The sequence below is a fragment of the Psychrobacter sp. ANT_WB68 genome, from assembly GCF_008369115.1.
In the GTDB taxonomy this organism is placed as follows: domain Bacteria; phylum Pseudomonadota; class Gammaproteobacteria; order Pseudomonadales; family Moraxellaceae; genus Psychrobacter.
Genome location: NZ_VOAZ01000003.1, coordinates 263037 through 287412, shown reverse-complemented (window position 1 = coordinate 287412; position 24376 = coordinate 263037). Strand labels below are relative to the sequence as shown.

23 protein-coding genes are annotated in these 24376 nt (G+C 41.9%); 9 read left to right on the top strand and 14 right to left on the bottom strand.

The features are described from left to right. Positions 1-20: 20 nt before the first annotated feature. Together FQ084_RS09710 and FQ084_RS09705 are read right to left on the bottom strand one after the other, a co-directional pair. The gene (locus tag FQ084_RS09710) at positions 21-2234 is read right to left on the bottom strand and encodes a molybdopterin oxidoreductase family protein (RefSeq protein WP_149490434.1); all 2214 of its coding nucleotides are present in this window, start codon (positions 2232-2234) and stop codon (positions 21-23) included. A 128-nt stretch (positions 2235-2362) separates the two neighbouring features. After that, entirely contained in the window at positions 2363-3052 is a 690-nt protein-coding gene (locus tag FQ084_RS09705) for a TetR/AcrR family transcriptional regulator (RefSeq protein WP_149490433.1), read from the bottom strand. Positions 3053-3480: 428 nt separating this feature from the next. Here FQ084_RS09705 and FQ084_RS09700 point away from each other — a divergent pair, with 428 nt between their 5' ends. From FQ084_RS09700 to FQ084_RS09685, 4 genes are all read left to right on the top strand, one after another. Then, positions 3481-3684: a CsbD family protein gene (locus tag FQ084_RS09700; RefSeq protein ID WP_149490432.1), complete on the top strand. Its 204-nt coding sequence runs from the start codon at positions 3481-3483 to the stop codon at positions 3682-3684. Between the two features lie 1031 nt (positions 3685-4715). Next, complete coding sequence (locus FQ084_RS09695; protein ID WP_149490431.1) at positions 4716-5390, top strand: hypothetical protein; 675 nt, start codon at positions 4716-4718, stop codon at positions 5388-5390. Between the two features lie 258 nt (positions 5391-5648). After that, positions 5649-5987, top strand: a complete 339-nt coding sequence (locus FQ084_RS09690) for a hypothetical protein (protein ID WP_149490430.1) — start codon at positions 5649-5651, stop codon at positions 5985-5987. A 308-nt stretch (positions 5988-6295) separates the two neighbouring features. Continuing rightward, entirely contained in the window at positions 6296-6667 is a 372-nt protein-coding gene (locus FQ084_RS09685; RefSeq protein WP_149490429.1) for a hypothetical protein, read from the top strand. 9 nt (positions 6668-6676) lie between these two features. Here FQ084_RS09685 and FQ084_RS09680 read toward each other — a convergent pair whose 3' ends face one another. Together FQ084_RS09680 and FQ084_RS09675 are read right to left on the bottom strand one after the other, a co-directional pair. Continuing rightward, on the bottom strand, positions 6677-6988 hold the full coding sequence (locus FQ084_RS09680; RefSeq protein ID WP_149490428.1) for an NGG1p interacting factor NIF3: 312 nt from the start codon (positions 6986-6988) through the stop codon (positions 6677-6679). Between the two features lie 52 nt (positions 6989-7040). Further along, positions 7041-7679: a DNA-3-methyladenine glycosylase gene (locus FQ084_RS09675; protein ID WP_149490427.1), complete on the bottom strand. Its 639-nt coding sequence runs from the start codon at positions 7677-7679 to the stop codon at positions 7041-7043. Between the two features lie 206 nt (positions 7680-7885). On the opposite strand from FQ084_RS09675, the gene FQ084_RS09670 reads away from it, so the two are divergent. After that, positions 7886-8293, top strand: a complete 408-nt coding sequence (locus FQ084_RS09670) for a hypothetical protein (protein WP_149490426.1) — start codon at positions 7886-7888, stop codon at positions 8291-8293. 68 nt (positions 8294-8361) lie between these two features. Here FQ084_RS09670 and purC read toward each other — a convergent pair whose 3' ends face one another. From purC to FQ084_RS09645, 5 genes are all read right to left on the bottom strand, one after another. Continuing rightward, complete coding sequence (gene purC, locus FQ084_RS09665) at positions 8362-9075, bottom strand: phosphoribosylaminoimidazolesuccinocarboxamide synthase (protein WP_149490425.1); 714 nt, start codon at positions 9073-9075, stop codon at positions 8362-8364. A 134-nt stretch (positions 9076-9209) separates the two neighbouring features. Beyond that, positions 9210-9530 (bottom strand): hypothetical protein, encoded by a 321-nt coding sequence (locus FQ084_RS09660; protein WP_262880724.1) that lies wholly within the window; start codon positions 9528-9530, stop codon positions 9210-9212. A gap of 153 nt (positions 9531-9683) precedes the next feature. Continuing rightward, positions 9684-10589, bottom strand: a complete 906-nt coding sequence (gene dapA, locus FQ084_RS09655; protein ID WP_149490423.1) for a 4-hydroxy-tetrahydrodipicolinate synthase — start codon at positions 10587-10589, stop codon at positions 9684-9686. Between the two features lie 421 nt (positions 10590-11010). Further along, entirely contained in the window at positions 11011-12210 is a 1200-nt protein-coding gene (locus FQ084_RS09650; RefSeq protein WP_149490422.1) for a hypothetical protein, read from the bottom strand. Between the two features lie 265 nt (positions 12211-12475). Beyond that, complete coding sequence (locus FQ084_RS09645; RefSeq protein WP_149490421.1) at positions 12476-13930, bottom strand: Do family serine endopeptidase; 1455 nt, start codon at positions 13928-13930, stop codon at positions 12476-12478. Positions 13931-14997: 1067 nt separating this feature from the next. Here FQ084_RS09645 and FQ084_RS09640 point away from each other — a divergent pair. Continuing rightward, positions 14998-17283, top strand: a complete 2286-nt coding sequence (locus FQ084_RS09640) for a cation:proton antiporter (RefSeq protein ID WP_149490420.1) — start codon at positions 14998-15000, stop codon at positions 17281-17283. 111 nt (positions 17284-17394) lie between these two features. Here FQ084_RS09640 and tmk read toward each other — a convergent pair whose 3' ends face one another. Together tmk and mltG are read right to left on the bottom strand one after the other, a co-directional pair. Continuing rightward, positions 17395-18075 (bottom strand): dTMP kinase, encoded by a 681-nt coding sequence (tmk, locus tag FQ084_RS09635; protein WP_149490419.1) that lies wholly within the window; start codon positions 18073-18075, stop codon positions 17395-17397. A 130-nt stretch (positions 18076-18205) separates the two neighbouring features. Further along, the gene (gene mltG / locus FQ084_RS09630; RefSeq protein ID WP_149490418.1) at positions 18206-19492 is read right to left on the bottom strand and encodes an endolytic transglycosylase MltG; all 1287 of its coding nucleotides are present in this window, start codon (positions 19490-19492) and stop codon (positions 18206-18208) included. Between the two features lie 171 nt (positions 19493-19663). Here mltG and FQ084_RS09625 point away from each other — a divergent pair, with 171 nt between their 5' ends. After that, positions 19664-20428 carry a DpnI domain-containing protein gene (locus tag FQ084_RS09625; RefSeq protein WP_149490417.1) on the top strand — a complete coding sequence of 255 codons (765 nt, stop codon included), beginning with the start codon at positions 19664-19666 and terminating at the stop codon, positions 20426-20428. Here the strand turns inward: FQ084_RS09625 and FQ084_RS09620 are convergent. Next, entirely contained in the window at positions 20425-20925 is a 501-nt protein-coding gene (locus FQ084_RS09620) for a hypothetical protein (RefSeq protein ID WP_149490416.1), read from the bottom strand. The genes FQ084_RS09625 and FQ084_RS09620 overlap by 4 nt on opposite strands. Before the next feature lie 156 nt (positions 20926-21081). Here FQ084_RS09620 and FQ084_RS09615 point away from each other — a divergent pair, with 156 nt between their 5' ends. Then, positions 21082-21279: a DpnD/PcfM family protein gene (locus FQ084_RS09615; RefSeq protein WP_262880723.1), complete on the top strand. Its 198-nt coding sequence runs from the start codon at positions 21082-21084 to the stop codon at positions 21277-21279. Between the two features lie 5 nt (positions 21280-21284). Here the strand turns inward: FQ084_RS09615 and FQ084_RS09610 are convergent, their stop codons facing one another. Both FQ084_RS09610 and FQ084_RS09605 read right to left on the bottom strand, forming a co-directional pair. After that, positions 21285-22307 carry an aminotransferase class IV gene (locus FQ084_RS09610; RefSeq protein WP_149490415.1) on the bottom strand — a complete coding sequence of 341 codons (1023 nt, stop codon included), beginning with the start codon at positions 22305-22307 and terminating at the stop codon, positions 21285-21287. Positions 22308-22322: 15 nt separating this feature from the next. Continuing rightward, positions 22323-22997 carry a hypothetical protein gene (locus FQ084_RS09605; protein ID WP_149490414.1) on the bottom strand — a complete coding sequence of 225 codons (675 nt, stop codon included), beginning with the start codon at positions 22995-22997 and terminating at the stop codon, positions 22323-22325. Positions 22998-23420: 423 nt separating this feature from the next. Here FQ084_RS09605 and aroE point away from each other — a divergent pair, with 423 nt between their 5' ends. After that, a complete protein-coding gene (aroE, locus tag FQ084_RS09600; RefSeq protein ID WP_149490413.1) occupies positions 23421-24281 on the top strand; it encodes a shikimate dehydrogenase in 861 nt (286 codons plus the stop codon). The last annotated feature ends 95 nt before the right edge of the window (positions 24282-24376 follow it).

Sequence of the window (24376 nt, the reverse complement as noted above, 5' to 3'; positions counted from 1 at the left end):
ACTTTTATTCTAGAGCTGTTTTACGCAGCGCTCCCTGATTCAATATCGGAATCAACGTCAGAATCGATGGTATCCAAATTAAGCTCTTTTGGCTCAATTGCTTCCAACCGCACAGGTACGCCATTGACCGCTGCATTGCCACTTAGCTGGTCAATTAACGTATCGTCCGTCAAATCGTTAACACTGACACCGGCATGCGCCTGCGCAATTTTTTGTTTCACGCCTTTACGGCCGTGTCCCCAGCCATGAGGAATACTTACCACTCTTGGCATCAGCTCGTTCGTGACTTCTGCAACTATCATTACACTACCAACGCGCGAGGTAACTTTTACGTTTTGACCATCCTCGATACCGTATTCTTTGGCCGTTTCAGGATGCAGCATTAGCGTGCAGCGCGGCTTGCCTTTTACCAACCGATAGCTATTGTGCAGCCACGAGTTATTACTGCGTACATGACGACGACCGATTAATAAAATCTGCTTGCTGTCATAGTCCTGCATCATCGCCTGTACGCGCTCTAAATCTGCTTGATAAAAATCAACGTTAAGATGAATCTGCTTGTCTTTATGCTTTAAAGCATGTGGCAACATCTTTTTGAGAGGTCCTAAACCAATACCATGCGGATTTTTCTTAAGTTTATTCAGCGTCATACCTGCATAAGGTCCGCGTTTTAAACCTTGATCAAGCAGAAATTTTGGTCCTAATGTCCTGACCAATCGGCGCTCTATTTTGGTTGCAAGTGGCGCTTTTTTATCCAGACGTTTTGCCAACTCTAAGTAGATTTGCCAATCATGTTTTGTATTTTTTTTCTTAGCAAACAATGCTTTTGAATATTTAGCGACATTATGCACGGCAAAGTTATTAAAGGTAACATCATAATGATCGCGCTCTAATGGCGAGACAGGTGGCAAAATGATATGGGCATGACGACTGGTTTCTGTAACGAAGTAATCAATAGCGACCATAAAGTCCAGGTTGGCAAACGCCTCATCTAACTTTTCACCATTGGGCGTACTGAGCACAGGATTGCCAGCGACAGTCATAAAGCCTTTTAATTGTCCCGCGCCCTCAACCAGCATCTCATCCGCCATCGCCACGACGGGATAATCACCATTAAAATCAGGCAAATTACTCACTCGGCTATGACGCTTACCTAAATAACCTGGACCCGAGTTATTGACCACATCGACTGCAGGATTGGGGAACATCAGACCACCCACTTCATCCAAGCGTCCCGTGACAATGTTAATCAGCATAATCAGATATTGACTCAGTAACCCAAACTCTTGTACCGAGACACCCATGCGCCCGTAACAGACCGCACTTTCCGCTTCACAAAACTCTTTGACCAGTCGTTTAATCTCGCTTGCCGCAATGCCAGTAATATCAGCAACAGACTCCGCACTATACTCTTTGGCAAAGTCGGCGATGCGCTCAATCTCTGGCGCTAGTGCCAATGCTTTGTTGTTTTTAGTACGTGCTTTGTCCGCATACCCTTGGAGATGAATCTCATTGAGCATAGCAAGCAGCAGTAAGACATCGGTCGCTGGACGAATAAAATGATGCTCGCTGGCAATGTCTGCGGTTTCGGTGCGCCTTGGATCAATCACCACCACTTTACCATCGCGGGCTTGGATATCTTTTAGTTTTTGACGCATATTTGGCGCGGTCATGATACTGCCATTAGACGCTAACGGATTGCCACCAATGATGAGCATATATTGGGTACGATTGACGTCAGGCACAGGAATGCGCAGCATATGCCCGAACAGATGCATGCTAACGATGTGATGCGGCAGTTGGTCAATGGAAGTCGCAGAAAAGCGACTGCGCGTCTTGATACTGGTTAATAAATGCTTAATGGTTAACATGCCGCCTAGATTATGGACATTAGGATTGCCTAGATAAATACCGAAGGCGTTTTGACCGTACTTTTTCTGTACCGACTGAATACCCGCTGCTACCTTATCCAAAGCATCAGCCCAGCTAATCTCTTTCCAACCGTTAGCGGTTCTCTCAACGGGATGACGCAGTCGATCGCTGTCTTCATGCAAGTCTTGCAAAGCAGTCGCTTTTGGGCAAATATAACCTTTAGAAAATGGATCGTCTTTATCGCCTTTGATCGATAACACCTTTTTACCATCATGCTTGATGACAATACCGCACATCGCTTCACATAAGTTGCAGGTTCTAAAATGTGTTTGTGCATCCGTGTTAATTTGTCCACTACTCATGGTCGCGCTCCCTGTTGTTTTTTTTACTATCGCTTTTACTATATAAATTCCGTTTTATGAGGTTAATAAATTTGCTAGTCTTAAAAAACTGACAATTAGCCAAAGCTAAACATTGATAAGCTGAGCAACTAGCCATTCACTCTATGCCTGTCTTTGGTGAAAAAGCTGTTAAAAAGTCCATCAAAGTTTTTGCACAATATCTCAATGGCCTGCTGCCGTGAATAACGCTGTTGATGACAACCTAATATCAACTCATGTACTTGGGCGGCAGCGATATCGACACAGAGATGAACGTCAGATTCCTCAAAAGCACACTTGGCTGACTGCAACCCCTGCATAAATATCTTGGTCCACTCCTCTCGTATTTCTATGATCAAGCTTCCCAAACCTTGACGTTCTATTTTTGAATCAAAGCGCAGACTGTCTTCGATTAAACGTTGAAATAAAGCGATATTTTGGAAGGCAATCTCGAAAATTAACGTTAGGCATTCCTGACAACGCTGATTGAACGCCTCTTTAGACAGCGTTGGATAGTCTTTAAGCATATCTACCCACGCCATACGCATCGGCGATAAATAGTTGTCTTTAAGCTGCTCGCTCAGCACCTGCTGCAACGTATCTAAACTGCCAAAGTGATTATAAAAACTTGGCTGGGCAATATTTGCACCTTTCGCGATTTTATTCATACTCATGCCACAGCTGCCCTCTAAGCTATACAACTGCAAGGCACTTTTTAGCAATTTATGACGGGTTTTCGCTTTTTCCTGCTCACGCTTCGATTCTGTTTTCGTATCATTTACTGTATTCAATGAATTCATTGTCAATTTGCCCTAGCTTGGTCATACCTATAAAACAACCGTTAGTTCAACTATAAGGCTATAGTCATTTAAACAGTAAGTCTATATTTAAATACTCAAACGATGGATTATTTATAGTCAATCTTTACGGATCATACTGAAAAAATGCCTAATCTCTTACACAACTATACTGCTCCTAACATAGACGCAGTTTTTATCATAATTGAGTAACACTACAAACATTGCCCCTACAGACAAGTATCGCAGAACTTCCTATATTGATAGAACAAGTTAGCCACTGGCTAGTTGTAAAGTACTAAAAAGTAGCACTGAACAAGCAATAAGAATCATAAATAATAACTTGCACATTAAAGCGTCGTATAAACAGTTGATGTAGTTTCTAATCACAGGGTTATAGAGGCGCAATAACGAGAATAAGGAATATCACAATGAACGAACATACCCTAAAAGGTGAGTGGAAACAGATGAAAGGCTCAGTAAAGCAAAAATGGGCTGATCTTACTGATGATGACTTACTACATATCGAAGGTAGCCGTGACAAGCTAGTTGGTAAAGTCCAAGAGCGTTATGGTCATAGTAAAGATGACGCTGAGCGCGAAGTTGATGCATGGCGTACTGAAAATAAATACTAATTCATAAAATTTCTTATAAAATCTTGTCATAAGATAAGTACACATTTTTATCAGTTATTTAGTAAATAAAAACCGCATCGATTGTAATGCGGTTTTTTTATTTGCCTTTTTCATGCTTCACTGATAATTACCGATTTACCTTGACGATCATCGTAATCAATATGTAGAAAGGTTGGGCTGGGAGAAATACCATTGATAGCTATTACAATAAATAGATACTGGGGAATATATGCAAAGGAATATCTAATACCCAGACACAATAAAACCGCATAACAATTAATTATTATGCGGTTTTATTGTCAACTATCCTTGTTACCCATCACCACTCTAATCACTGCATCCTTGCAGGATATTGAGTATGTTGTGATAGCTAGGCATCCTGCCCATTTCTTCACACTACTATTGGCATTATCTGCCAGCAACACGGGTCATGTATCCTTATTCCAATTGCTATTATCATCCTGATGCCAGCGATTGAACTATTATCCTTAATACGGTCAACTCAATCCTTGAGTCACATTCCCTTATGCCGTGTGTGTATAGTGTCAAATTATGAGGCACCTGGTAAGTCGCGTAAGCGTCATTGCGTGTAAGCATATGCTTACATAGTCTCTTGTTAAAACAGCCATGATTAAGCAAGTCATTGATAAAGCTATTATTATTGAAAACGAATGACTTCTAAAGCACTGTAGTATTTATTTAAACGCAAAAAGAGTTAGCGATGTTTAATAAGGTTAGCAACACCTTAGTCACCTAATGTGTCGAATGCTTACGCAACTATTTGCAAAATTTACAACTTCTTAACATCAAAGACATGTATTAATGATTTTTAAGTCTTACTATGTGTATGTAAGAAAATATTTCAAAATTAAAACACAAATATCGATTATTGATAATCATTACTTCATAATCTTCGGATTAGTAACCCTTTATAAAATATTTAACTCTTTATAACCAATCACTATTAAAAATTCAAATCTCATCAACAATAGCCCCTTATCCAGCTATGCCACACCAAAGGAGATTTTATCATGAAAATTCTACTTGCTTTCTCATTGAAGACAGCAATATCCGCTGGTCTGGCGCTAACTATGTTAGGGACAGTTACCGGTTGTGCCGTTGTCGGTCCAGGTTACGAAGACTACCCAATATATGGCGGCAACAGCGATTATAGTAATGCTGACTATAAGCGTGTGAGTCAAACTTTACGCAATAACCTGAGCCGCCAAGGCTATCAAGTGATGGAAATCCGCTCTGATAACTATCGTGGCAATCGAGCACTCACCGCCATTGCCAAAAAGAATAATCAAACTTATGAGCTCAAATATACCTCTCCTGATTTAAGACTCATTAGCTCAAAAAAAACAGCCTCTTCTAACATTTGGCAAGATGACAGATACGATAAAGACCGTTACGACAAAGACGATTATAAAAAAGATAAGTACAAGAATAATGGCAAATATAAAAACGATAAACGTTATAAAAATAATACTGAAGGCAGCATCAAGAGAGAATCGCGTTATCCAGCGATTAAGCAAGGTGCGGTCAACAAGGTAAGATCAATGGGTTACCAAGTTAAAGATATTGAGCTCGAAGAAAAGAATGGTCGCGGTGTGTTTGAAATTGAAGCAAAACGCGGCTCACAAGAATATGAGATTTTACTTGGCTATCCAAACCTAAATGTGATTAGGGTTGAGAAAGATTAATCCTTAACAAAAAATCTTTGCCCATAGTCATTTACATAGCATCTGAATGGGATTTTTGCGTCACTGGTAAGTTGACGCCTTTAGTCAGATAAGCTAGTTTGGGATAATTAATCTTTAAACAGTCCAGTTTTAGGTCGATTTAACATTTTTATGCGCTAGCTTTTCTTATGCAACGTTATTGTGGTCATGCAACATTAAGATCAGTAATCAAACACCAGTAATCGCCAAATTACTAATAAGATAGTAGGAATATTTATTATGAAGATATTAAGCTTCTCAACTTTAAAAACCGCCTTTTCTGCTGGTATTATGATTGCTTTGTTCGGCATCACCGTTGGGTGTACCGTCACGCCAAGTCATGATGGTCAAAGAGTTTATTACCCAAACGGTCAGCATCAGGGTAATGGCAAGTATAACAATAATGGTCGTTATAATAATGGCGGCTATAAAACCAATAATGCTCACCATGATACTAAAAAAGGTAAGCATAAGAATAAAAACGATCATCACAAGAATAAAAAAGCTAAACATAAAAAAGATAATGGCCGTTACAACAATAATGGTCGCTACAATAATAACCATTATCGCTATAAGTAAATCGACAGCCTTTAATAACTCATAAAAAAAGAGAGCTGCAGTTCATCGACTATGCGTGTAGATAGTAGCTATGGTTGTAATTTCTACTCACAGCATAATCCATTTAGTTATCTTAGAATTAATGAAACTTGCTCGTACTTAATATTTGCTTAAATTCCCTTTTAGTATGTACAGCTAAGCTTTTTGGCATCGTTGACTACTTGGTGCCTTTGGTCAAATAAGCCAGCCCTTGGTTTATTTGACCATTTTTTATAGCACGATTTTGTATGGCATAGTTGCCGATGCTTTTAACATCATAAGAGGATATTATGAAAAAACATACTTTCTTAAAGACCACCGCTGCGACCAGCGTCATTGCAACGTTACTGACCATAACGACTGGCTGTGTCACCGCACCTGGATATAATGCATACGGCGACCTTTACGAAGACATTTATAAAGATACTAAGGTCTACAAGAAACATAAGAAAACCGTTAAACCCATTGATAAACAGCTTTATCAGCCTGCTATCGAGCAACGAGCCGCTAATAAAGTCAGTAATATGGGTTACCGGGTCAAAGACGTCAAATATAAAAAAGGCGACAGCAAAATAAAAGTAAAAGCTACGCGCGGGGGTAAAGATTATAAAATCGAGCTTGGCTATCCAAGTTATAATGTGATTAAAATCAAAGAAGACTGATAGTTGGTCTTAAAAGTCTAGTACTTCGATAACATCGTAGGCAGGCGTTTCAAAAGGATGCGCCTGCTTTAACGCCTCGACAACCTCTTTAATATAAGTAGTAGCAACTACCATCTCTACCCGCCATTCATCAACAGTTTCAAGTTTATCATGCACCCCAATATTTGGATTACTCCCTACCAGCGGCATAAACTGCCCTATCCCCTGCACTTGCCAACAGCATTGTTCATAGTTGCCAATCTTTCCAGCTCCCGCCGCAAATAAAGCAGATTTTACCTGCTCTAACGCTGCATCTGGAATAAAAACGGTCAGTTTATACATCAATTGCTCCCTTCAAGCCTATCTAAAAAAATTGCTATAAAGTATAGATTTGCTATTTTTTGGATAACGAAGGGTGGTCGGTCCAGATATAGCGTAACAACCAATCTTTGGCTTCGTCCGCATAATCAATGCCAATACGCGGCCGTAGTGATACTGGCGGCTGACAGCCATCGTCTTCAATCCAAACTTCTGAAGCCTGAGTAATGGGCTTGGCATATAACGTTCGATCTATTTGCAAGTATTTGGTCAGCTTACCAGGACCTGCCAGCTGCTTAGGGTTATGCAGTTGTTTATCGTTGCTTAGCAACTGTTTGTCAATTAAGCGCTCACTATCCTCTGTTAAAAACCCTGCCCGTATTAATACCGCTTCGGGCGACTCTAACGGTCCACTCACTAAATTGAGCATATGATGAATACCGTATGTCAGATAAACATAAAATACGCCGCCTTGGCTGTACATAATCTCGGTACGAGCGGTACGGGTGCCCGCATGTGTATGACAGGCTCTATCTTCTTCTCCAATGTAGGCTTCGGTTTCTGAAATACGCATACGTAATATTTTTTGCTGACCATCATTATCAGTTAGCTGTCGACATAAGACCTTGCCAATCAGATCAGCACCGACCACGCAAGTTGGACGGGTAAACCAAGACGGCTCCAAAACTATTGAAGTAATTTTAGACAGTAACATCAGTCGTGACCTTTTTTATCAGGGTTTATATTTACATTCCACCATCACAGCAGCATCAACTTAACATAAAAAGCTATTAAAGGAGGTCTAAAGGCGAACATCATTACTTATTGCAACTGATGCTATACAGACACTTAACTCAATCACAGAGTAATCTTAATAGCAGACCTATCACACTAAAAAAGTATAATTAAAAGGATAAAACAATGAGTAACTCTAACGCCCAAAACAATAAACAGCATAATGACAGTGACAAAGCAGAAGATAAGAAGAACGATGTCAAAGATCAGAACGCTAACAAAGACTCTGACAATAAAGACAAGAGCTTAAACAATCAGTCAGGAAGCAAAGACAGCAAAGATGATAAAACGTCAGATAAGGATAGTCATAAAGACGATAAATCATCGGATAAAGACAATAGTAAAAATAGCGATACTTCTGATAAAGAAAATAAAGACAGTAAAAATGATAGCTCTAAAGGCGATAACGACGCCTCTTTAGCAGATACCGCGACGACTAAAGCAAAAGAAGTGGTCGGCTCATTAGCTGATAAAGCAGCAGATGCGATGGAATTTGCGGCTAAAAAAATTAAAGAAGCGCGTAAAGATAAGTAATATGTCTATCGACAATAAAAAACTGAGCCATGGGCTCAGTTTTTTATTGTATTAAATATTCGATATGTCTAGCTTAATGGCACACCAATACGTTTTGCCACTTCTTCATAGCCTTCAATCACGTCACCCAATGATTGACGGAAACGGTCTTTATCCAGTTTTTTCTTGGTAGCTTTGTCCCAAATACGGCAACCATCAGGCGAGAACTCATCACCTAAGACGATACGGTCATGGAATACGCCAAACTCAAGTTTGAAATCCACCAGTATTAAATCACCCACATCAAACAGTGTTTTTAACACTTCATTCACTTGATGGCTCAGCTCTTTCATTTTCGCCAATTGTGCTTCAGTTGCCCAATCGAGAGAGATAGAGATTGACTCATTAACCATTGGATCACCCAAAGCATCGTCTTTGTAGAACAGCTCATAGGTAGGCGGCATTAATGCTTGCCCCTCTTCTAAGCCTAGACGGCGCACCAAACTGCCAGCAGCAAAATTACGTACCACACATTCAACCGGAATCATCTCTAAGCGCTTAACCAACACTTCATCATCTGACAATTGCTTTTCGAAATGGGTTTCGATACCAGCGTCAGCCAGTTTTTGCATGATAAAGGCATTAAAGCGATTATTTACAACGCCTTTACGGGCGAGCTGCTCAATACGCTTGCCATCAAGCGCTGAGGTGTCGTCACGGAAGTGTAAAATCAGCAGATCATTGTCTTCTGTTTCATAAACAGATTTGGCTTTGCCTTTATACAGCAGTTCTTGCTTTTGCATTAGGGGAGTTCCTGTTCGTTCAAGCTTATGTGGTAAAAACGCGCAGCGACCGCGAAAAAATTTATATTAGGGTGTTAAAAAATAGACTTAACCATAATAAAAAACCAGCGGTACAGATAGGGATAAAAAAGGGTTTATTCTGCTGCTTGGGTGACCGCAACCGCACGCTGAGGTTTTGGCAATTGGTATTGCTTACCCGACTCGTTTTCTAACTTTAGGGTATTCGTACCTGCATTAGGTGTTGGATATAGCGGAACAAACGGCGCTGTTTCTTGCTCAGCAGGTAGCTGTAGCGGTGCCAGTTTTTTGCTTTGCTGATACTCAAGACTACCGTTATCACGCTTACCAAAAACACCTTTTGTCGCTTGGCAGCCGCTCAATACCAACGTACTACCCAAAACTACCGTTAGCAGCGTCGGGAATATTTTTGCAGGGCTCGATGATACTTTCATCATATTATCTCTCTGAGTTAGCAGTTATTGCTTATTTGGTACCTATTAATAAAGCAGTGCTTGTATAGCTTTATAATATCTCATAGCTTGTTGCTAAACCTTTGTTATTAACAGATGGCTTAGCAGCTATAATGCCTATACTTGTAAGCAATGTTTTTATAGTAATTTTGCCCGAATCAAGGCTTCATCAATCGTCGCATGGTGCTTTTCAGCCAACCATACTAATGGCAGACGAATGCCTTTGTCTATCATACCCATTTTATGCAACGCATATTTGGCAGGGATAGGACTTGACTCGATAAATAAATCACGGTGTAAGTGCTTTACGACATCATGGACTTTATGAGCCGCGTCAAAATCACCGCGTAAACCAGCAGTAAAGGTCTCGCTCATGGCTTTTGGGGCAACGTTGGCAGTGACCGAAATATTGCCTTTACCACCCAATCTCATTAATTCAAGGGCGGTACCATCATCACCAGATAGGACAACCATTCTGTCGCCGACGGCTTTGATGAGTTGCTCACCGCGAATCGTAGAACCGGTGGCGTCTTTAATGGCGACAATGTTATCAATATCCGCTAAACGCTCAACCGTTTCTTGGGCGATATCAACAACCGTACGTCCCGGCACGTTATAAAGCATCTGCGGTATTTTTACCGCTTCAGCGATGGCTTTATAATGCTGAAACAAGCCTTCTTGTGGTGGCTTATTATAATAAGGAGCCACCAATAGCGCACAGTCTGCACCCGCATCCGCCGCATCTTGTGTCAGCTTAATGGCTTCAGTGGTGTTATTGGCACCAGTACCCGCAATCACCGGTACGCGACCTTTGACATGCTGCACAAAATAGCGGATCACATCGCTATGCTCTTGCATCGACAAAGTCGCTGATTCACCAGTGGTACCGACAGCGACAAGGCAGTGCGTGCCCTGCTCAATCTGCCAATCTATGAGGTCTGCCAGACGTTTATAATCGACCGTGCCGTCAGGATGCATGGGCGTTACCAAGGCTACCATTGAGCCTTGAAGTCGGGTTTTAATCTCGTCGTATGCTGTGCTCATAACCGTGCCTTACTGTATTATCCTAGCTTTTATTAAAGCTATCACATGATAAGTCGTTTGCAAGTGCCTTTATAAAGATAACCGTCATAGATATAAACATACATTGATTCATATTTATTAGAAATAACGTTAAGGGCAATACCTTGCTTGATGTTGATACTGATTATTATGATAACGTCTTAAACGCTATTTTTGCCTACTGCCAATCTGATGAATAGTTGACCATAAAAACGCCTGTTAGTGTAGCATATTTTGGGTCTATCGCTATCAATCAATTAACCCCTAATCCTTCTATAAAGCAAAAAAACGCCTGTCGATTGGGATACTAAGCGCTACTATATTGAGCCTTAACACCTAGCCTGAAAGCTAAACAGTTAGTGTAGCGTAATTACTGATTGCGGATAAAAGCTTTTCAGGTATTTTAACGAATCGTCAACACATCGATGGTTGGACGATACAAGCGAAAAGGCAATCCTCGCGTGCCAATACCACTACTGACAAATATCTGCGTACTGCTATGCTGGTATAAACCACGCTGCTTGCCTATACGGCTATTCTCTAGAAAAGTCAGCTGATCACTATTGCGTTGAATACCTTGTTGCTTTTGTGCTAACCACATATTTTTCTGAATCACTTTTGCAGCGCCAGTGATTAATAACGGTCTTGGCTGTAGAGATTTTGGTAAGTCAGTAATACTGTCAAACCGTGAAGCCAAAATGATAACGGGATAGCGAGTATTAGCAATTTCAGTACTGAGTGTGGCTTTGTCAGCCGCGTTTGAGCTCTCGATATTTATAAGTTGTTCGGGTACATCTTGCCAGCCGCAAAGTACTGCAACCATATGCTCATCTTCTATAGTTTGCTGCCTAAGAATGGCTTTATTTTTTTTACGACTGCCTGATTCGTGCATCACTGGCTGATCATTATTAACACTAGCACATTTTAGCGGCAGCGAAGTACACTGTTGACCGATATAACTGATATCAAGCACATCAAAGGCACTAGCCAACGTATCTTCTAATAATGGTTGTCCTTGCTTGGTGGTATTAATTGATTGATAACGCAAATCGGAGGTACTCATCACCGTATAAACAGGCTTATTAAGCGCTTTAAACAACATCAGTTGTCCAACCAAGTCTGCACTTGGATAGTATAGCCAGTCGCCAGTAATTAAGACCGCATCTACAGATAATTCGTTGATGGTGGTAACCAGCTTACGAATATGACGTGGCTTGCCGCTATAGATTCCGATACGCAAATCCGCCAGTACGGCAACTGTCAGCGGTGCTTTTAAGTCTAAATCGACTGTGTGATGCTCGAGGCGTAAACGGTTTGGCTGTATAACCACCGTATAAAAGTAAGATACCATGGTCAATAAAGCCATCAGTACCAATGGCAACGATAGCGGCGCTAACATACCTTGCCACCAACCCACTATTAATAATGCTGCCCAAACTGGCATGGTATAAGCGGCATAATACAGCGAAAGCTTTAACCAAATACCCAGAAAACGTTTCGTAGGATTAACATTGAAGGTCTGTAACACTGACCACAGTGCGATATACGCTAGCAATGCTGCTGCCGTAGAGATACTTAGCGTATAAAATGTGTGGTCAGTCATAATTACCTGGCGGTTACGGGAGAGTATGAGCCTATCAAACGACTTACCCTATATTAGAGCGTATTGAGCAATCAATAAATAAATCACTCAAGGAATAAGTTAATAACAGTAGCTAAGCGTTTTCAGTCATCTGATAAAAAATCAGCCATTATAGAGGCCGAACTCTATGATAGACAAGTATAATTATCAATGAAGCTTTATAGGACGACAGGCGCTGTTTAATATAGGCTCTTATCAATAGTAGCTAATATCAACCTATTAACCTCTACTCAATCCGCAAACCAATAATACCTGGAATACCTTGACGCATCATCTCAAGCGTCACCACCCCTTTTTTGGGTAATAATGAAACGGCGCTAGAAAAATCATTGACCGTTTTGATAGGCTTTTGATGCAGGTTGGTGATAACGTCGCCCGCCAGTATGCCTGAACGTGCTGCCAATCCTGTCGGTTCAATTGCCGTGACCAGTACCCCAGTCTTATTATCGGACGCCAGCTCTCTTTGTTCCTCTGGCGTTAAGTTGCGTAGCGCCAATCCCAAGCTTAGGCCGTTACTCTGCTGAGTAGAAGTTTGTGATTGGATATCGTTAGAAGCATCACTGAGTTTGCCTGTTATGATAGATTGCTTGCCATCGCGCTGAATTTGTACGCGAAAGCCATCATTAGGTCGTGCCCGATTAATCAGGTTTAATAAGTCGGAAGCTTCCACAATTTGAATATCATTATATTTTAAAATAATGTCACCCGACTTTAACCCCGCTTTTTGTGCGGGCGAATTTGGTGACACGCGCGTTAATAATGCCCCTTGCGGACGCGCTAAGTTATAAGCTTCGGCTAAATTACGGTCAATATCTTGTGGATAAATGCCTAAATAGGCGCGCGCGACTTCACCATTGGTTTTTAGTTGCTCATAAATATCCATTGCCGCATCAATCGGAATGGAGAATGACAGTCCCATATAGCCGCCCGTGCCGCTAAAAATACGCGAGTTAATGCCGATGACTTCACCGCGCTGATTAAATAACGGACCCCCTGAGTTCCCAGGGTTTAACGCAACGTCAGTTTGGATAAAGGGTACGCTGGTTTCACGCGAAAAATTGCGTGACTTAGCACTGACAATGCCCGCCGAAGCCGAATAATCAAAGCCAAAGGGCGACCCAATCGCCAATACTGGCTCCCCTACTCTTAAAGCATTCGAATCACCGATTGGAAGCGCTGGGAACTGACGACCGGTTACTTTTAATACAGCCACATCCGAGCGCTCATCACTGCCTACTAACGTCGCGTCAAGCTCCGACCTGTCATTGAGCGTCACACTGATCTTGTCCGCCCCTGCCACCACATGGTGATTGGTGAGCATATAACCGTCAGCGGTGACAAAAAATGCGGTGCCATAAGCATGCTCAATCGCCGGCGTCGCTGCTTCATCAGGAATGCGTAAGCGATCTCCAAAGAATTTACGCAACAGCTCAGCGGTTTGGGCTTTGGCAAGCTCGGCCTCGCTGACAGTTTTAGTCACATTGACCCTTGCTACAGCAGGGGTAACTTGCTGAACCAGACCAGAAAAATCTGCTGTGGTAACGGCAGCTTCAGCATTCGTTACGGTAGCTATACTGATACCAGCCGCCATCGTAGTGGCGACGGCAAATGCTAAAGTGCTCTGTTGTAACCAACGTGTCAAATTGCGACTATTCGGTGCTTTAGACATATTGATAGGCATATTATCCTCCATATAATGGATCTTTATAGTTATTATAAACGGTTTAAACATAACCGTTATTAAGCATGATTTTGGCGTATTTCATCAATCTATTTTACTAATCAATTTATTCTACTAACTGTTGCCCAGCTTGCTGATTTGCTAAAATCTAAAGGAGTGGTCTTGAGTCTTTTAGGTTAAAGATTTACAGCATACTTTTATCACAGTCTTTTATCAGTAAGTACATGCTTGCAAAGAAGACTATTTGTTAGTTTACCGTCCATTTTAGACTTATGGTATAAAACTTTATCTTTTCTATCATAGGGACAGTTAATGTCATTATCTGACTGCCTTTATTGACGCCAAGAGGCTATTGTTTCAACTGGAGCTTAAATTTCTGCCATTAGAAAATAACGCTTATATGATGAATAAGTCAGCGCGCTTAACGTGCTAGTCAGCCTATGCTAGCAATGCTAAAAAATAACGCAAGCCCGCCTTATTTATAGCATACCTTTAGTAGCTGCTTTAACAAGCTTTATGATCAGATAGTAAAACGGAGCAATGAGACCGTCGAAATACATAAAATAAAACCATGTTATGATAACAAGCCAAATAATTTATATGACCAACCAAAGTTAATTTTTGTCGGTCATTATGTTATCAGATTGGCTATCACCACCTTATTTTTCGTCTTTTGCTTTTTTAAATTATGCTTATTAATCTAGGAAAGCCTTGTCTGTACTGCAATATAGTCGATTCATTTTAAATCCGCTACTGTGCTGTTGGGATATGTTTTTTGCCACCTCTGTCACGCTTGCGAACCGCACGCTAGAAAAATTCATACCAGTAGCACGTAGCTACTAACGTATCGATTTTATTTCAAACTGACCATATCGTATCTCGCTCATATTTTGATTGATGCTGTGATTGGTGTGATTGATTAATTACAGCGATGAATTTTATCGCATAGCGGTGATAGATATTTGCGACAGCTTATTAAGGCGAATGTTGCGACAGTTCATGACAGCAGCGCCTATCGCGCATCTTAATAGATATAAAATATGACAAGATTATAAAAGGATCAATTTATGGATACCGCCCTATTGTTATCCGGCGTGGTTGGGCTTGGCATTGCCGCCCAATGGTTGGCTTGGTATTTAAAGCAACCGTCCATTTTGTTTTTATTACTGATTGGTATTATTGTTGGACCAATATTAGGCGCTTTTGACCCCGACTTGGTATTGGGTGAGCTGATGTTTCCTTTTATCTCATTGGGCGTGGCGATTATTTTATTTGAAGGCTCACTGACCTTAGAGTTTGATGAGATTAAACAACATGGCTCTGTAGTACAGATGCTGGTATCGGTCGGTGTGCTTATCACGATTGCTATTGTGGCACTGTCGACGTATTTATTGTTCGATGTTGACCCATTGATTGCCTTGCTGTTTGGCGCCTTAGTCTGTGTAACTGGTCCAACGGTCATTATGCCGTTACTACGCAGTGTGCGCCCCAATAAAACCATCTCTAACATTTTAAAATGGGAAGGTATCATCATTGATCCTATCGGCGCGATTGCGGTGGTATTGGTCTATGAATATATAATTTCAGGCGGTGAAGCCAGCAGTATTTTGCTGTTTGCCAAAATTGTGATATTGGCAGTAGCGATGGGATTAGCTGGGGCGTGGACATTAGCGTTTTTAATGCGCCGTCATATGATTCCTGAATTTTTACGCAATGTTTTCACCCTTGCTTTCGTGCTACTGCTGTTTTCTATCTCCAACCACTTAGAACACGAGTCTGGCTTATTAACCGTTACCGTACTTGGAGTGGCGCTGGCTAACTGGCCAAAATTCCCGCGTGAGACAATTTTAGAGTTTAATGAATCACTGACCATTTTATTGGTATCGGTATTATTTATCATTCTTGCTGCCCGTGTTGAGCTTGAGAGCCTGCTGAGCGTTGGCTTTGCTGGACTGGTGCTATTGGCGATTGTGATGTTTGTCGCCCGTCCTTTGTCAGTGTGGGCATCATCTATTGGCTCAAACCTAAAAACCAATGAAAAGCTAATGATTAGCTGGATTGGACCGCGCGGTATCGTCGCCGCTGCTATCTCCTCACTATTTGCTATTCGCTTGCAAGAGTATGATATTCAAGGGGTCGAGCTGCTGGTACCTTTGGTATTCTTGGTCATTATTGGCACGGTAATGATTCAAGGCTTAGGCGCAAAAATGGTTGGTAATTTCTTGGGCGTCCGTGAGCCTGAAACCAACGGTATCTTAGTCGTTGGCTCCAATCCTATCGCTTTATTGGTCGCGACTTCTTTAAAAGACCAAGGTTTCGATGTCATCGTCGCCCACAATAACTACACCAATATTGCCCGCGCGCGCATGAGCGGTCTGCGCACCTACTTTGGTAATCCCATCTCTGACCATGCCGATCATCACTTAGACCTTATCGGTATCGGGCGACTGTTTGCCATGAGTATGGACAAAGAGATGAATACCTTGTCCGAGATTCATTATCGTCATGAGTTCGGCGAGCGCAAACTGTATCGCCTTAAATTCAGTGATGAGAAAGTCAGAAGCGAGCGCGATGATAAGCAAGGTAACTTCCATTCGCAGTGGTTATTTGGCAAAGACGTCACTTATACCAAGCTTGCCAGTATGCTGTCGAAAAAAGCGCGTATTAAAATCACCAATATCACTGACAGCTACAGCTTTGAGCAATATAAAGCCGATAATAAGCAATTTGTACCTCTTTATACGGTCGATAAAGAAGGTAAGTTGCATGTGATTACTGACAAATTCGATGGTACGGTGCCACGTGATCGCAAACTTGTCTCCTTAGTCGTCGATGATGACGTGCAACCAAAACCGGTCGATGTGACGCCGCAACAAGAACAAGCACGCGCAGCGGCAGATGCCAGCTTTGAGTCTAGCTCGAAAGCACCTGAAAAACGTCAAGTGATAGAGGGAACAGACGATAGTAATAAAATCAGTGGGACAAAACCTATAGTAGAGGCAGAGTCTACAAAAGGCACTGACATACCAGTTGAGCAAGACAATCTATCTATTACTGCGACTAAAACGTTAGATATTCATTCCGAAAAAGTAAACGCTCAAGCGATAGAGTCTAAAGAGAAATCTACTAGCGCTATTAATGTCCATAACGTTATTAATAAAGGGGTGATATCGGATAATTCGACAGCGACTTCGAAAACTAAGACCTCTAGCAATCATAACGGTAATGGCAGTGGTGGCGCGCCTAAAACCAAAGACGGCTCCCTTGATCCTAATCGCCTACCTGACTCAAGTGGCGACAATATAGCCAATGCTAACGATAGCGATAGCGATAGCGATAGCGATAAAGAATAACGGCTGCTTTTAAGCAACGAATCCGTAAAATATAAAAGCCCCAACTGCTGAGTTGGGGCTTTTTGCTTAGTGGCTTTAAGACGGAAATAACAGAGCTACACAAAACCAAACTTAATCTAGGTGAAATCTATCCTGAACTGTTTGCCAGATACGCGCGCCGACTTCATCGGCACTGCCTGAAGCATCAATACGCTGGATACGCTCAGGCTGCTCGCTGGCAAGGACACTAAACCCTTGATGAACTTTGGTAAAAAACTCGGTCGCTTGCTGCTCGAAACGGTCAGCGGCGCTGCGTTTATTGGCGCGTGCCATCCCCTCTAATACCGGTAAATCCAACCATAAGGTCAGCTCTGGTAATTGCACTACAAACTGCTCGATAAGCATGTCGATTTTACGACGTACAGTAGCGTCGCCATTCGCCCGTCCAAAGCCTTGATAAGCAACAGTCGAATCAGTAAAGCGGTCACATATTACCCAAGTACCGCGTTGTAACGCTGGTAAAATCACGTGCTGCATATGATCACAGCGCGCCGCAAACATTAATAACAGCTCCGTATCATCATTAATCGAGGTATTCGGGTCTAATAACATGGCGCGCAAACGCTCAGCAAATGGACTACCGCCCGGCTCACGAGTGCGTAAATAGTCAATACCACTTGCCTGCAAACGTGCACATAATTGCTCAATCGCCGTGGTTTTGCCGACGCCTTCAGTGCCTTCAAAACTAATAAAACGCCCTTGCTTGGGCGTCATAGTGGTTTGAGAAAACGGCGCTTGTATGGATGCTGACATGATATGACCTTGTGGCATTGAGAGGCGTTTACATTGAGGAGCATTATCATCAGGCATTGCCATTAACGACAACGTTCCTCAATGGCAATGCTCTTTAATGATATGTTGGTAGAAAAGTTTAAAGTGCAGCTTATGAAGGCGGTGTTTGGGATTTTTTCTCGCGCATAACGCTTAAATACTCTTTTACCGCTTGGTTATGGTCATTCAAACTACTGGTAAATTTGTGTCCGCCATTACCTGTCGCGACAAAATATAATGCTTCGCTATCGGCAGGATGCAAGGTCGCTTCGATAGAGGCTGCTGACGGCAAGGCTATAGGCGTCGGTGGTAAACCATCGATTTGATAAGTATTATAAGACGTCTTTTCATCGATGTCTTTACGGCGAATATTGCCTTCATAACGGCTGCCCATACCATAGATGATGGTCGGATCAGTTTGCAAACGCATACCCTTATTCAAGCGATTATTAAATACCGCAGATACCAAAGGACGCTCTTCTGCCACGCTGGTTTCTTTTTCGATAATTGACGCCATTACCAGCGCCTCATAAGGGGTCTTATAAGGCAAATTCGGGGCGCGATTCTCCCATGCTTTGGTTAACGCTTGCTGCTGGCGTTTATACAAGTCGGTTAGTACCTGTTTATCCGTGCTTCCTTCGCCATAATAATAGGTATCAGGCGCAAACCAGCCTTCAAGATTGTGATTGACGATAGCATCATTACTATTCACCACCGCATCCGGCAATATGCCAACCAAATCTAACGCTTGAGCGATACTGGCATTAGTACTGTCCGCGGTCAGCACTTCTTTCTTAATACCTTTATTATCACGTAATGCTTGATACAAATCTTTTGAGGTTTTACCTTCGATAATTTGTACCTTTACCATCGACGCTTTTACCCCTTGCCCGAGTATATGCAGCGTTTCAGCAAAGGTGGGGTTTTCTGGTAATTGGTAAATACCGGCGTGCAATGGACCCTCGACTTGCGTTTTCATATAAAGCTTGGCAATCGTGGCAGAAAACAGCGGTATTTGCTGTTGCCACTGCGGTAGCAAACCATAATAGGTCTGACCCGACTCTATCGTGACCATTTGCTTTGGCTGCTCAATCCGACCAAACAAGGTCTGATACACCATAACTAAGAAAAATGCAGCGATTAACCCAAGCACCAACAACACTTGATAACCGCGCTGCATAAAGAACGAGGGGTTATCGGCTTTATAGTGGCGCGGTTTATTGTTACCGTTAATGAGCGAGATATCAGTCGCCGGTACTTCCTCTGTAGGAACATCGTCAATAACGGGTTTTGTGTCCAACGGTGGCGTATCGACAGGCTGACCATCAGTACCATCATGGTTGTTTGATGGCGACTCATTAGGGCGTTCAGGTGGTATTTCAGGTGTTGGTGTGCTCATGTTCACTCGCGAGGGAGAAGTTTGCTAGAATTTAGCATTGAACTGGGCGATTTTCAATGGTATTTGCTTAGCTTATCGATTAACTTGATGGTTAGCTTAAGAGTTACGGCTTAATATCCATACTCTTTTAATGTTATTTTCGCACTTCATCATTGGTTACGAAAACTTGTTATGAATCTACATTTCAATCAAAGTCTTGCCAAAAACTATAAGTCACCAAGCCAAATCATTAGAGTACTAAGTGAGAATTGGGTTGCCAATCAAAGCTATTGCCCTAATTGTAATAATGCGCCATTGGCTGAATTCACTAACGGAAAACCTGTTGCTGATTTTTATTGCGCACATTGTAGCGAAGAATATGAGCTAAAAAGTAAGAAAGCGAAACTAAGCAACATTATCAATGATGGCGCTTATGACATTATGATTGAGCGCATCAACAGTGATAACAATCCAAACTTTTTCTTTTTAACCTACTCCCAAGCATTGAGCGTTAATAATTTTTTAATCATTCCCAAACAGTTCTTTAAACCGGACATGATCATAAAACGTAAGCCTTTATCAGTCACTGCTAAACGCGCCGGCTGGGTCGGCTGTAATATTGATTTGCGTAAAGTGCCCGAATCAGGAAAAGTATTTTTGGTCAAAAACCAGCAAGTAATACCACGCGAAAATGTCACCGAGCAATTTCAAAAAACCTTGTTTTTACGCACGCAATCTATCACTTCACGTGGTTGGACTCTAGATGTACTGCAATGTATCGATAGACTGGATACTAATTTCTCTCTCAATCAGGTTTATGCGTTTGCCGACTTATTAAAAATTACACATCCTGAAAACAACCACATTAAAGATAAAATTCGTCAGCAATTACAAGTGTTACGCGATAGAGGCATTATTGAATTTATCGGTCGTGGGCAATATCGCAAATTATATTAAGTGTTTTTATTATCCCAAAGAGGTAAATCTGCACTTGATACCAAAATCTCATAAAATCTATGAGGAACGTAGGTTTTACCTAACTCACCATGTAGTAAAAACATAGGATTTAAGTCATCTTCAAATGAGTTACTGACTTTATTCTGCACATATTTATTCCAGTCTGTCAGTAATCCTAATGGTGTACGAGCAGGTTTAGTAAAGGGCTGTCCTTTGACAGTAATGGCACACATTGGATAATCACTATGTATAGGTATAGGAATATCAAAATCATATTTAATACCTTCATCTAATATATACGAATATTCAAAAACTCCGCCGTAAGCTACATATTTTTTACTATCCTTAAAGTACATAACGCTAAATGCTAGTTGGGATTTAGTATTTAAATAGACATTTTCATGAGGGCATTTTTTTGCCTTAAGACAAATTTCACTAAATATTATTAATCGACCTACTTGTAGTGGAATTCGTTTATTTTCATAGATTGGGCGCATGAGATTTTATCCTTTTTCAAAAACAGGATCATTGATCGATTTTACTTAGCGCACAAGTCCACTTAACAAAAGACGATCACTTCTTTTAATCGCCTTTGCTAACCTAGCGGATATAAATCCTAAAGAAACTTTGATAGGTGTATATTGAGAATAGTGATGATAAAAATAGATAAGAAATTAGAGGGAGTCTTTCAGATAGAGATTGTCGAGACGCTAAGTAACATCGTGGAAGTGTTGGCAGAGAACGAGCAAGAAGCACTACTAAAAGCGCGAGATATTTATCGGTATGAAGACGTTATTTCATACCCAGCTGATTTTATTGACACCAAATTCAATGTTTTCAACTACGGTTAAACTGGTTAGAAATTCACCACCTCACCTGACAATAAAGTCAAACTGGTCATTGGCATAATACCGCGCAGTGCATTGCAAAAGAACAGCCGGCTTAAATGAGGTAAATCATCATCTTTTAATGACCGGATAATGACGGGGTTTTTGCTAGTCGATAACTCGTCGATAAGGACTTGTCGCATCACTCCATTGACGCCTGATTGTGCCATCGAAGGCGTGTACCATTGCCCTTGTGTCAAATAATTTGCCTTATCTTTATCAACGTTGCCTTTATCAGCCTTAAAGCTATCGTTTATGTCTGAGGACGATGCTCCCAATCGTGAATCCGATAGCTGATAGAACACATTACTCATCGTTCCCTCAATCCAGCGCCCGCTCATATCTCGTAACAGACCTTCGCTAAGGCTTAACGCTGCCTTAGATTCTGATGAATGAGATTCTAATAGGGCTGAATCTAACAACGTCGATGGTAATAATTTTGCTTTGATAGCGTGCAGCTCGCCACTTGCCAGCACATTATCCAGACGATTTAAGCTTTTCAGTCCAGCAAGCGGCGGCGGCAAGCAAGCGATTTGCGCGGATAAGCAAATGGCGCTAGCAGTAGCTTGTAGCGGGATTGATTGCCCATTAGCGAGAGGCAGCGATTGTGCGGCTGCAATGTTCATTCGCAAGGATTTTAGCCAAACCTCGCAAGCACTGCCAGACTCGCTTGGCATATAGCCATAGCCACGGATATCTTGGGCGGCGCGCATCACGATAAGTTTTAGCATACCTTGCTGTAGCTGCTTAGCATGCGTTTGTAATATCGCTAATAGTGAATCGCTGTCAAGCTTCAGTTGTAAGGCTTTTGCGTGGAAGATGAGGCGCTGATGATGATAATCCAACCACAATATCTGCCCGTTAATCACGCCCATGGTGGTAAAAAAACCATCGCCGTAAGCCAGTCCGCGATTGTCGAGTGAGACAGCTATCTGTGAATCATCAATCGTAGCATTTGGCGGGTTTAAGCATATCCAACTATTAGGCGACATCAAGGCTAGTCCCGCTTATTTGTCAGCGGTTTGAGAAGCAGATTTATTAATCACTAACATACAGCTATAAAACTCGCATTTTGCCAGCTCTACTTTTTGACCACCGATGGTTTTATTTTTAACGATTTGACCATTGAGCATATCAGCAACCAGCCGACCGCCTTCATCGCCCATCAATTGGCGCGCCAGCTGATAAGATTTTTTGGCATGGCTTTGACTCAGCTCTTTTTCTTTATCGGAGTCGGTCGGGTTGGCAAAATACCAACCAAGCTCAAGATATTTTTCAGAATCAATCAGGTCTAAATACGGCGCGTCGTTCTGCATAAAGCGATATTTGGATGCAGGATTACTGGCATAGTCTAAGCTGTTTTCATCGGTGCTGACCACTTTACCGAATGCTGACTTTATCGCGCTAAGCTCATCAATATTAAGGGCTTTAACTTTAGCAGTGCCCCACGAGGCGACATCATATTTTACTGGCGTACCTTGCTCGGCAGTTGCGCCATCGAGGTCAGCATTTGCCTTGGTATTGTCTGGTTTGGAGGCTTCAGCGATGGTCTGCTCGCTACTCTCAGCGCTGACGTCTTCAGCTGCTGTATCGCTTTCTTTATTGCTATTACAGGCGCTCAAAGACACGCCAACTGCCATTATCGTACCGACCATCAGGGTCTGTAGGCTATTCTTCAACATAGGCAATTTACTCACACTTTTATAAAGGTCTGAAAATAGTATCAACGAGCGGACAGCGATGCCGCTGATAATAAACAATGTTTGTTAATTTTTTATATTTATATACTGTGTTATCGACTGGTTTTTTTTATACTGTAGTAGTCAGTAAAACACAAAGCCAATAGAAATTTTGATGCTCCCTAGTTTACCCAACTGCTTAACACTTGACTAGCCTTTACGTTACGGATAACACTCCCACAGAGTACAGATTTGTTAAAGACCTCACGAGGTAGGAAATACCCTTTATTTCACGATTTATTGGCTCAGTACAAGTTTGTCAAATATAGGGTTATCCCTTATGATGAGTGGGATGAGTGAATTGACACTTTTTTATTCACGAATTTTTGCCTTTTAATTTTGCCACTTATAGGCAGCGGACTCTTTATGACCCAGCATTTTATCGTTATTGGCAATCCGATTGCCCACAGTAAATCCCCTGAAATTCATACACTATTTGCAGCGCAGTCGGGCATTGATATTAGCTATCAGCGCCAGTATTGTCCTGATGATGCAGCCAGTCTTAACGCTGTGATTGAGGCATTTTTTCAAGGTGGCGGCGTCGGTGCCAATGTGACCGTACCCTTTAAACAAGTTGCTTATGATTGCTGCGTGGCGCGTGGCGGTTTGTCTGAGCATGCCAAAGTCGCTGGCGCAGTTAATACATTGCTGCTCAATCAAGCGCTGTTAAAAAATGGCACGCCAATAGCTCAGGCCATATATGGTGATAATACGGATGGGCAAGGCTTGGTCAATCACATCACAAGCTTAGGCTGGCCACTTATGGGTGCACGCGTGGCGCTTATTGGCGCAGGTGGCGCGGCACGTGGGGTGATACTGCCATTAATTGAAGCCGGTATCGCAGAGCTAACCCTTGCCAATCGCACGTTAAATAAAGCAACTGCCCTTGTCACTGAACTTAGTGCTGCTAGTGCTACGATCAATAAACAGCAGATTAAAACTTGTACCACTGACGACTTAAAGGGTGATTTTGATACCATCATCAACGCCACCTCGATTGGTTTATCAGGCGATACGCTACCGCTTAGCGACGAGCTAAAGTGTCATTATGCTTACGATATGATGTATGGACGTGAGCTGCCATTTTTGCAGCATTTTGCCGTGTGCGGCGCCCAAACATCAGACGGTTACGGCATGCTTATCGGACAAGCGGCGCTAAGTTTTGAGCGCTGGACGGGGCATACGATTGATGTGGTACAAATCACTAAAGCTTTACAAGCGCATTGATTAAAAACTTTAACAGTATTGAACAGACTCAAAGTGGCAATTAAAAAAACCGTATGAATGTTGCTCATACGGTTTTTTATTTGCTGATGATTTAT

What these genes read in the sequence shown, in the direction of transcription:
- FQ084_RS09710 (WP_149490434.1), bottom strand. Translation starts at nt 2,234, where the DNA reads ATGAGTAGTGGACAAATTAACACGGATGCACAAACACATTTTAGAACC.
- FQ084_RS09705 (WP_149490433.1), bottom strand. Translation starts at nt 3,052, where the DNA reads ATGAATTCATTGAATACAGTAAATGATACGAAAACAGAATCGAAGCGT.
- FQ084_RS09700 (WP_149490432.1), top strand. Translation starts at nt 3,481, where the DNA reads ATGAACGAACATACCCTAAAAGGTGAGTGGAAACAGATGAAAGGCTCA.
- FQ084_RS09695 (WP_149490431.1), top strand. Translation starts at nt 4,716, where the DNA reads ATGAAAATTCTACTTGCTTTCTCATTGAAGACAGCAATATCCGCTGGT.
- FQ084_RS09690 (WP_149490430.1), top strand. Translation starts at nt 5,649, where the DNA reads ATGAAGATATTAAGCTTCTCAACTTTAAAAACCGCCTTTTCTGCTGGT.
- FQ084_RS09685 (WP_149490429.1), top strand. Translation starts at nt 6,296, where the DNA reads ATGAAAAAACATACTTTCTTAAAGACCACCGCTGCGACCAGCGTCATT.
- FQ084_RS09680 (WP_149490428.1), bottom strand. Translation starts at nt 6,988, where the DNA reads ATGTATAAACTGACCGTTTTTATTCCAGATGCAGCGTTAGAGCAGGTA.
- FQ084_RS09675 (WP_149490427.1), bottom strand. Translation starts at nt 7,679, where the DNA reads ATGTTACTGTCTAAAATTACTTCAATAGTTTTGGAGCCGTCTTGGTTT.
- FQ084_RS09670 (WP_149490426.1), top strand. Translation starts at nt 7,886, where the DNA reads ATGAGTAACTCTAACGCCCAAAACAATAAACAGCATAATGACAGTGAC.
- purC (WP_149490425.1), bottom strand. Translation starts at nt 9,075, where the DNA reads ATGCAAAAGCAAGAACTGCTGTATAAAGGCAAAGCCAAATCTGTTTAT.
- FQ084_RS09660 (WP_262880724.1), bottom strand. Translation starts at nt 9,530, where the DNA reads ATGATGAAAGTATCATCGAGCCCTGCAAAAATATTCCCGACGCTGCTA.
- dapA (WP_149490423.1), bottom strand. Translation starts at nt 10,589, where the DNA reads ATGAGCACAGCATACGACGAGATTAAAACCCGACTTCAAGGCTCAATG.
- FQ084_RS09650 (WP_149490422.1), bottom strand. Translation starts at nt 12,210, where the DNA reads ATGACTGACCACACATTTTATACGCTAAGTATCTCTACGGCAGCAGCA.
- FQ084_RS09645 (WP_149490421.1), bottom strand. Translation starts at nt 13,930, where the DNA reads ATGCCTATCAATATGTCTAAAGCACCGAATAGTCGCAATTTGACACGT.
- FQ084_RS09640 (WP_149490420.1), top strand. Translation starts at nt 14,998, where the DNA reads ATGGATACCGCCCTATTGTTATCCGGCGTGGTTGGGCTTGGCATTGCC.
- tmk (WP_149490419.1), bottom strand. Translation starts at nt 18,075, where the DNA reads ATGTCAGCATCCATACAAGCGCCGTTTTCTCAAACCACTATGACGCCC.
- mltG (WP_149490418.1), bottom strand. Translation starts at nt 19,492, where the DNA reads ATGAGCACACCAACACCTGAAATACCACCTGAACGCCCTAATGAGTCG.
- FQ084_RS09625 (WP_149490417.1), top strand. Translation starts at nt 19,664, where the DNA reads ATGAATCTACATTTCAATCAAAGTCTTGCCAAAAACTATAAGTCACCA.
- FQ084_RS09620 (WP_149490416.1), bottom strand. Translation starts at nt 20,925, where the DNA reads ATGCGCCCAATCTATGAAAATAAACGAATTCCACTACAAGTAGGTCGA.
- FQ084_RS09615 (WP_262880723.1), top strand. Translation starts at nt 21,082, where the DNA reads ATGATAAAAATAGATAAGAAATTAGAGGGAGTCTTTCAGATAGAGATT.
- FQ084_RS09610 (WP_149490415.1), bottom strand. Translation starts at nt 22,307, where the DNA reads ATGTCGCCTAATAGTTGGATATGCTTAAACCCGCCAAATGCTACGATT.
- FQ084_RS09605 (WP_149490414.1), bottom strand. Translation starts at nt 22,997, where the DNA reads ATGTTGAAGAATAGCCTACAGACCCTGATGGTCGGTACGATAATGGCA.
- aroE (WP_149490413.1), top strand. Translation starts at nt 23,421, where the DNA reads ATGACCCAGCATTTTATCGTTATTGGCAATCCGATTGCCCACAGTAAA.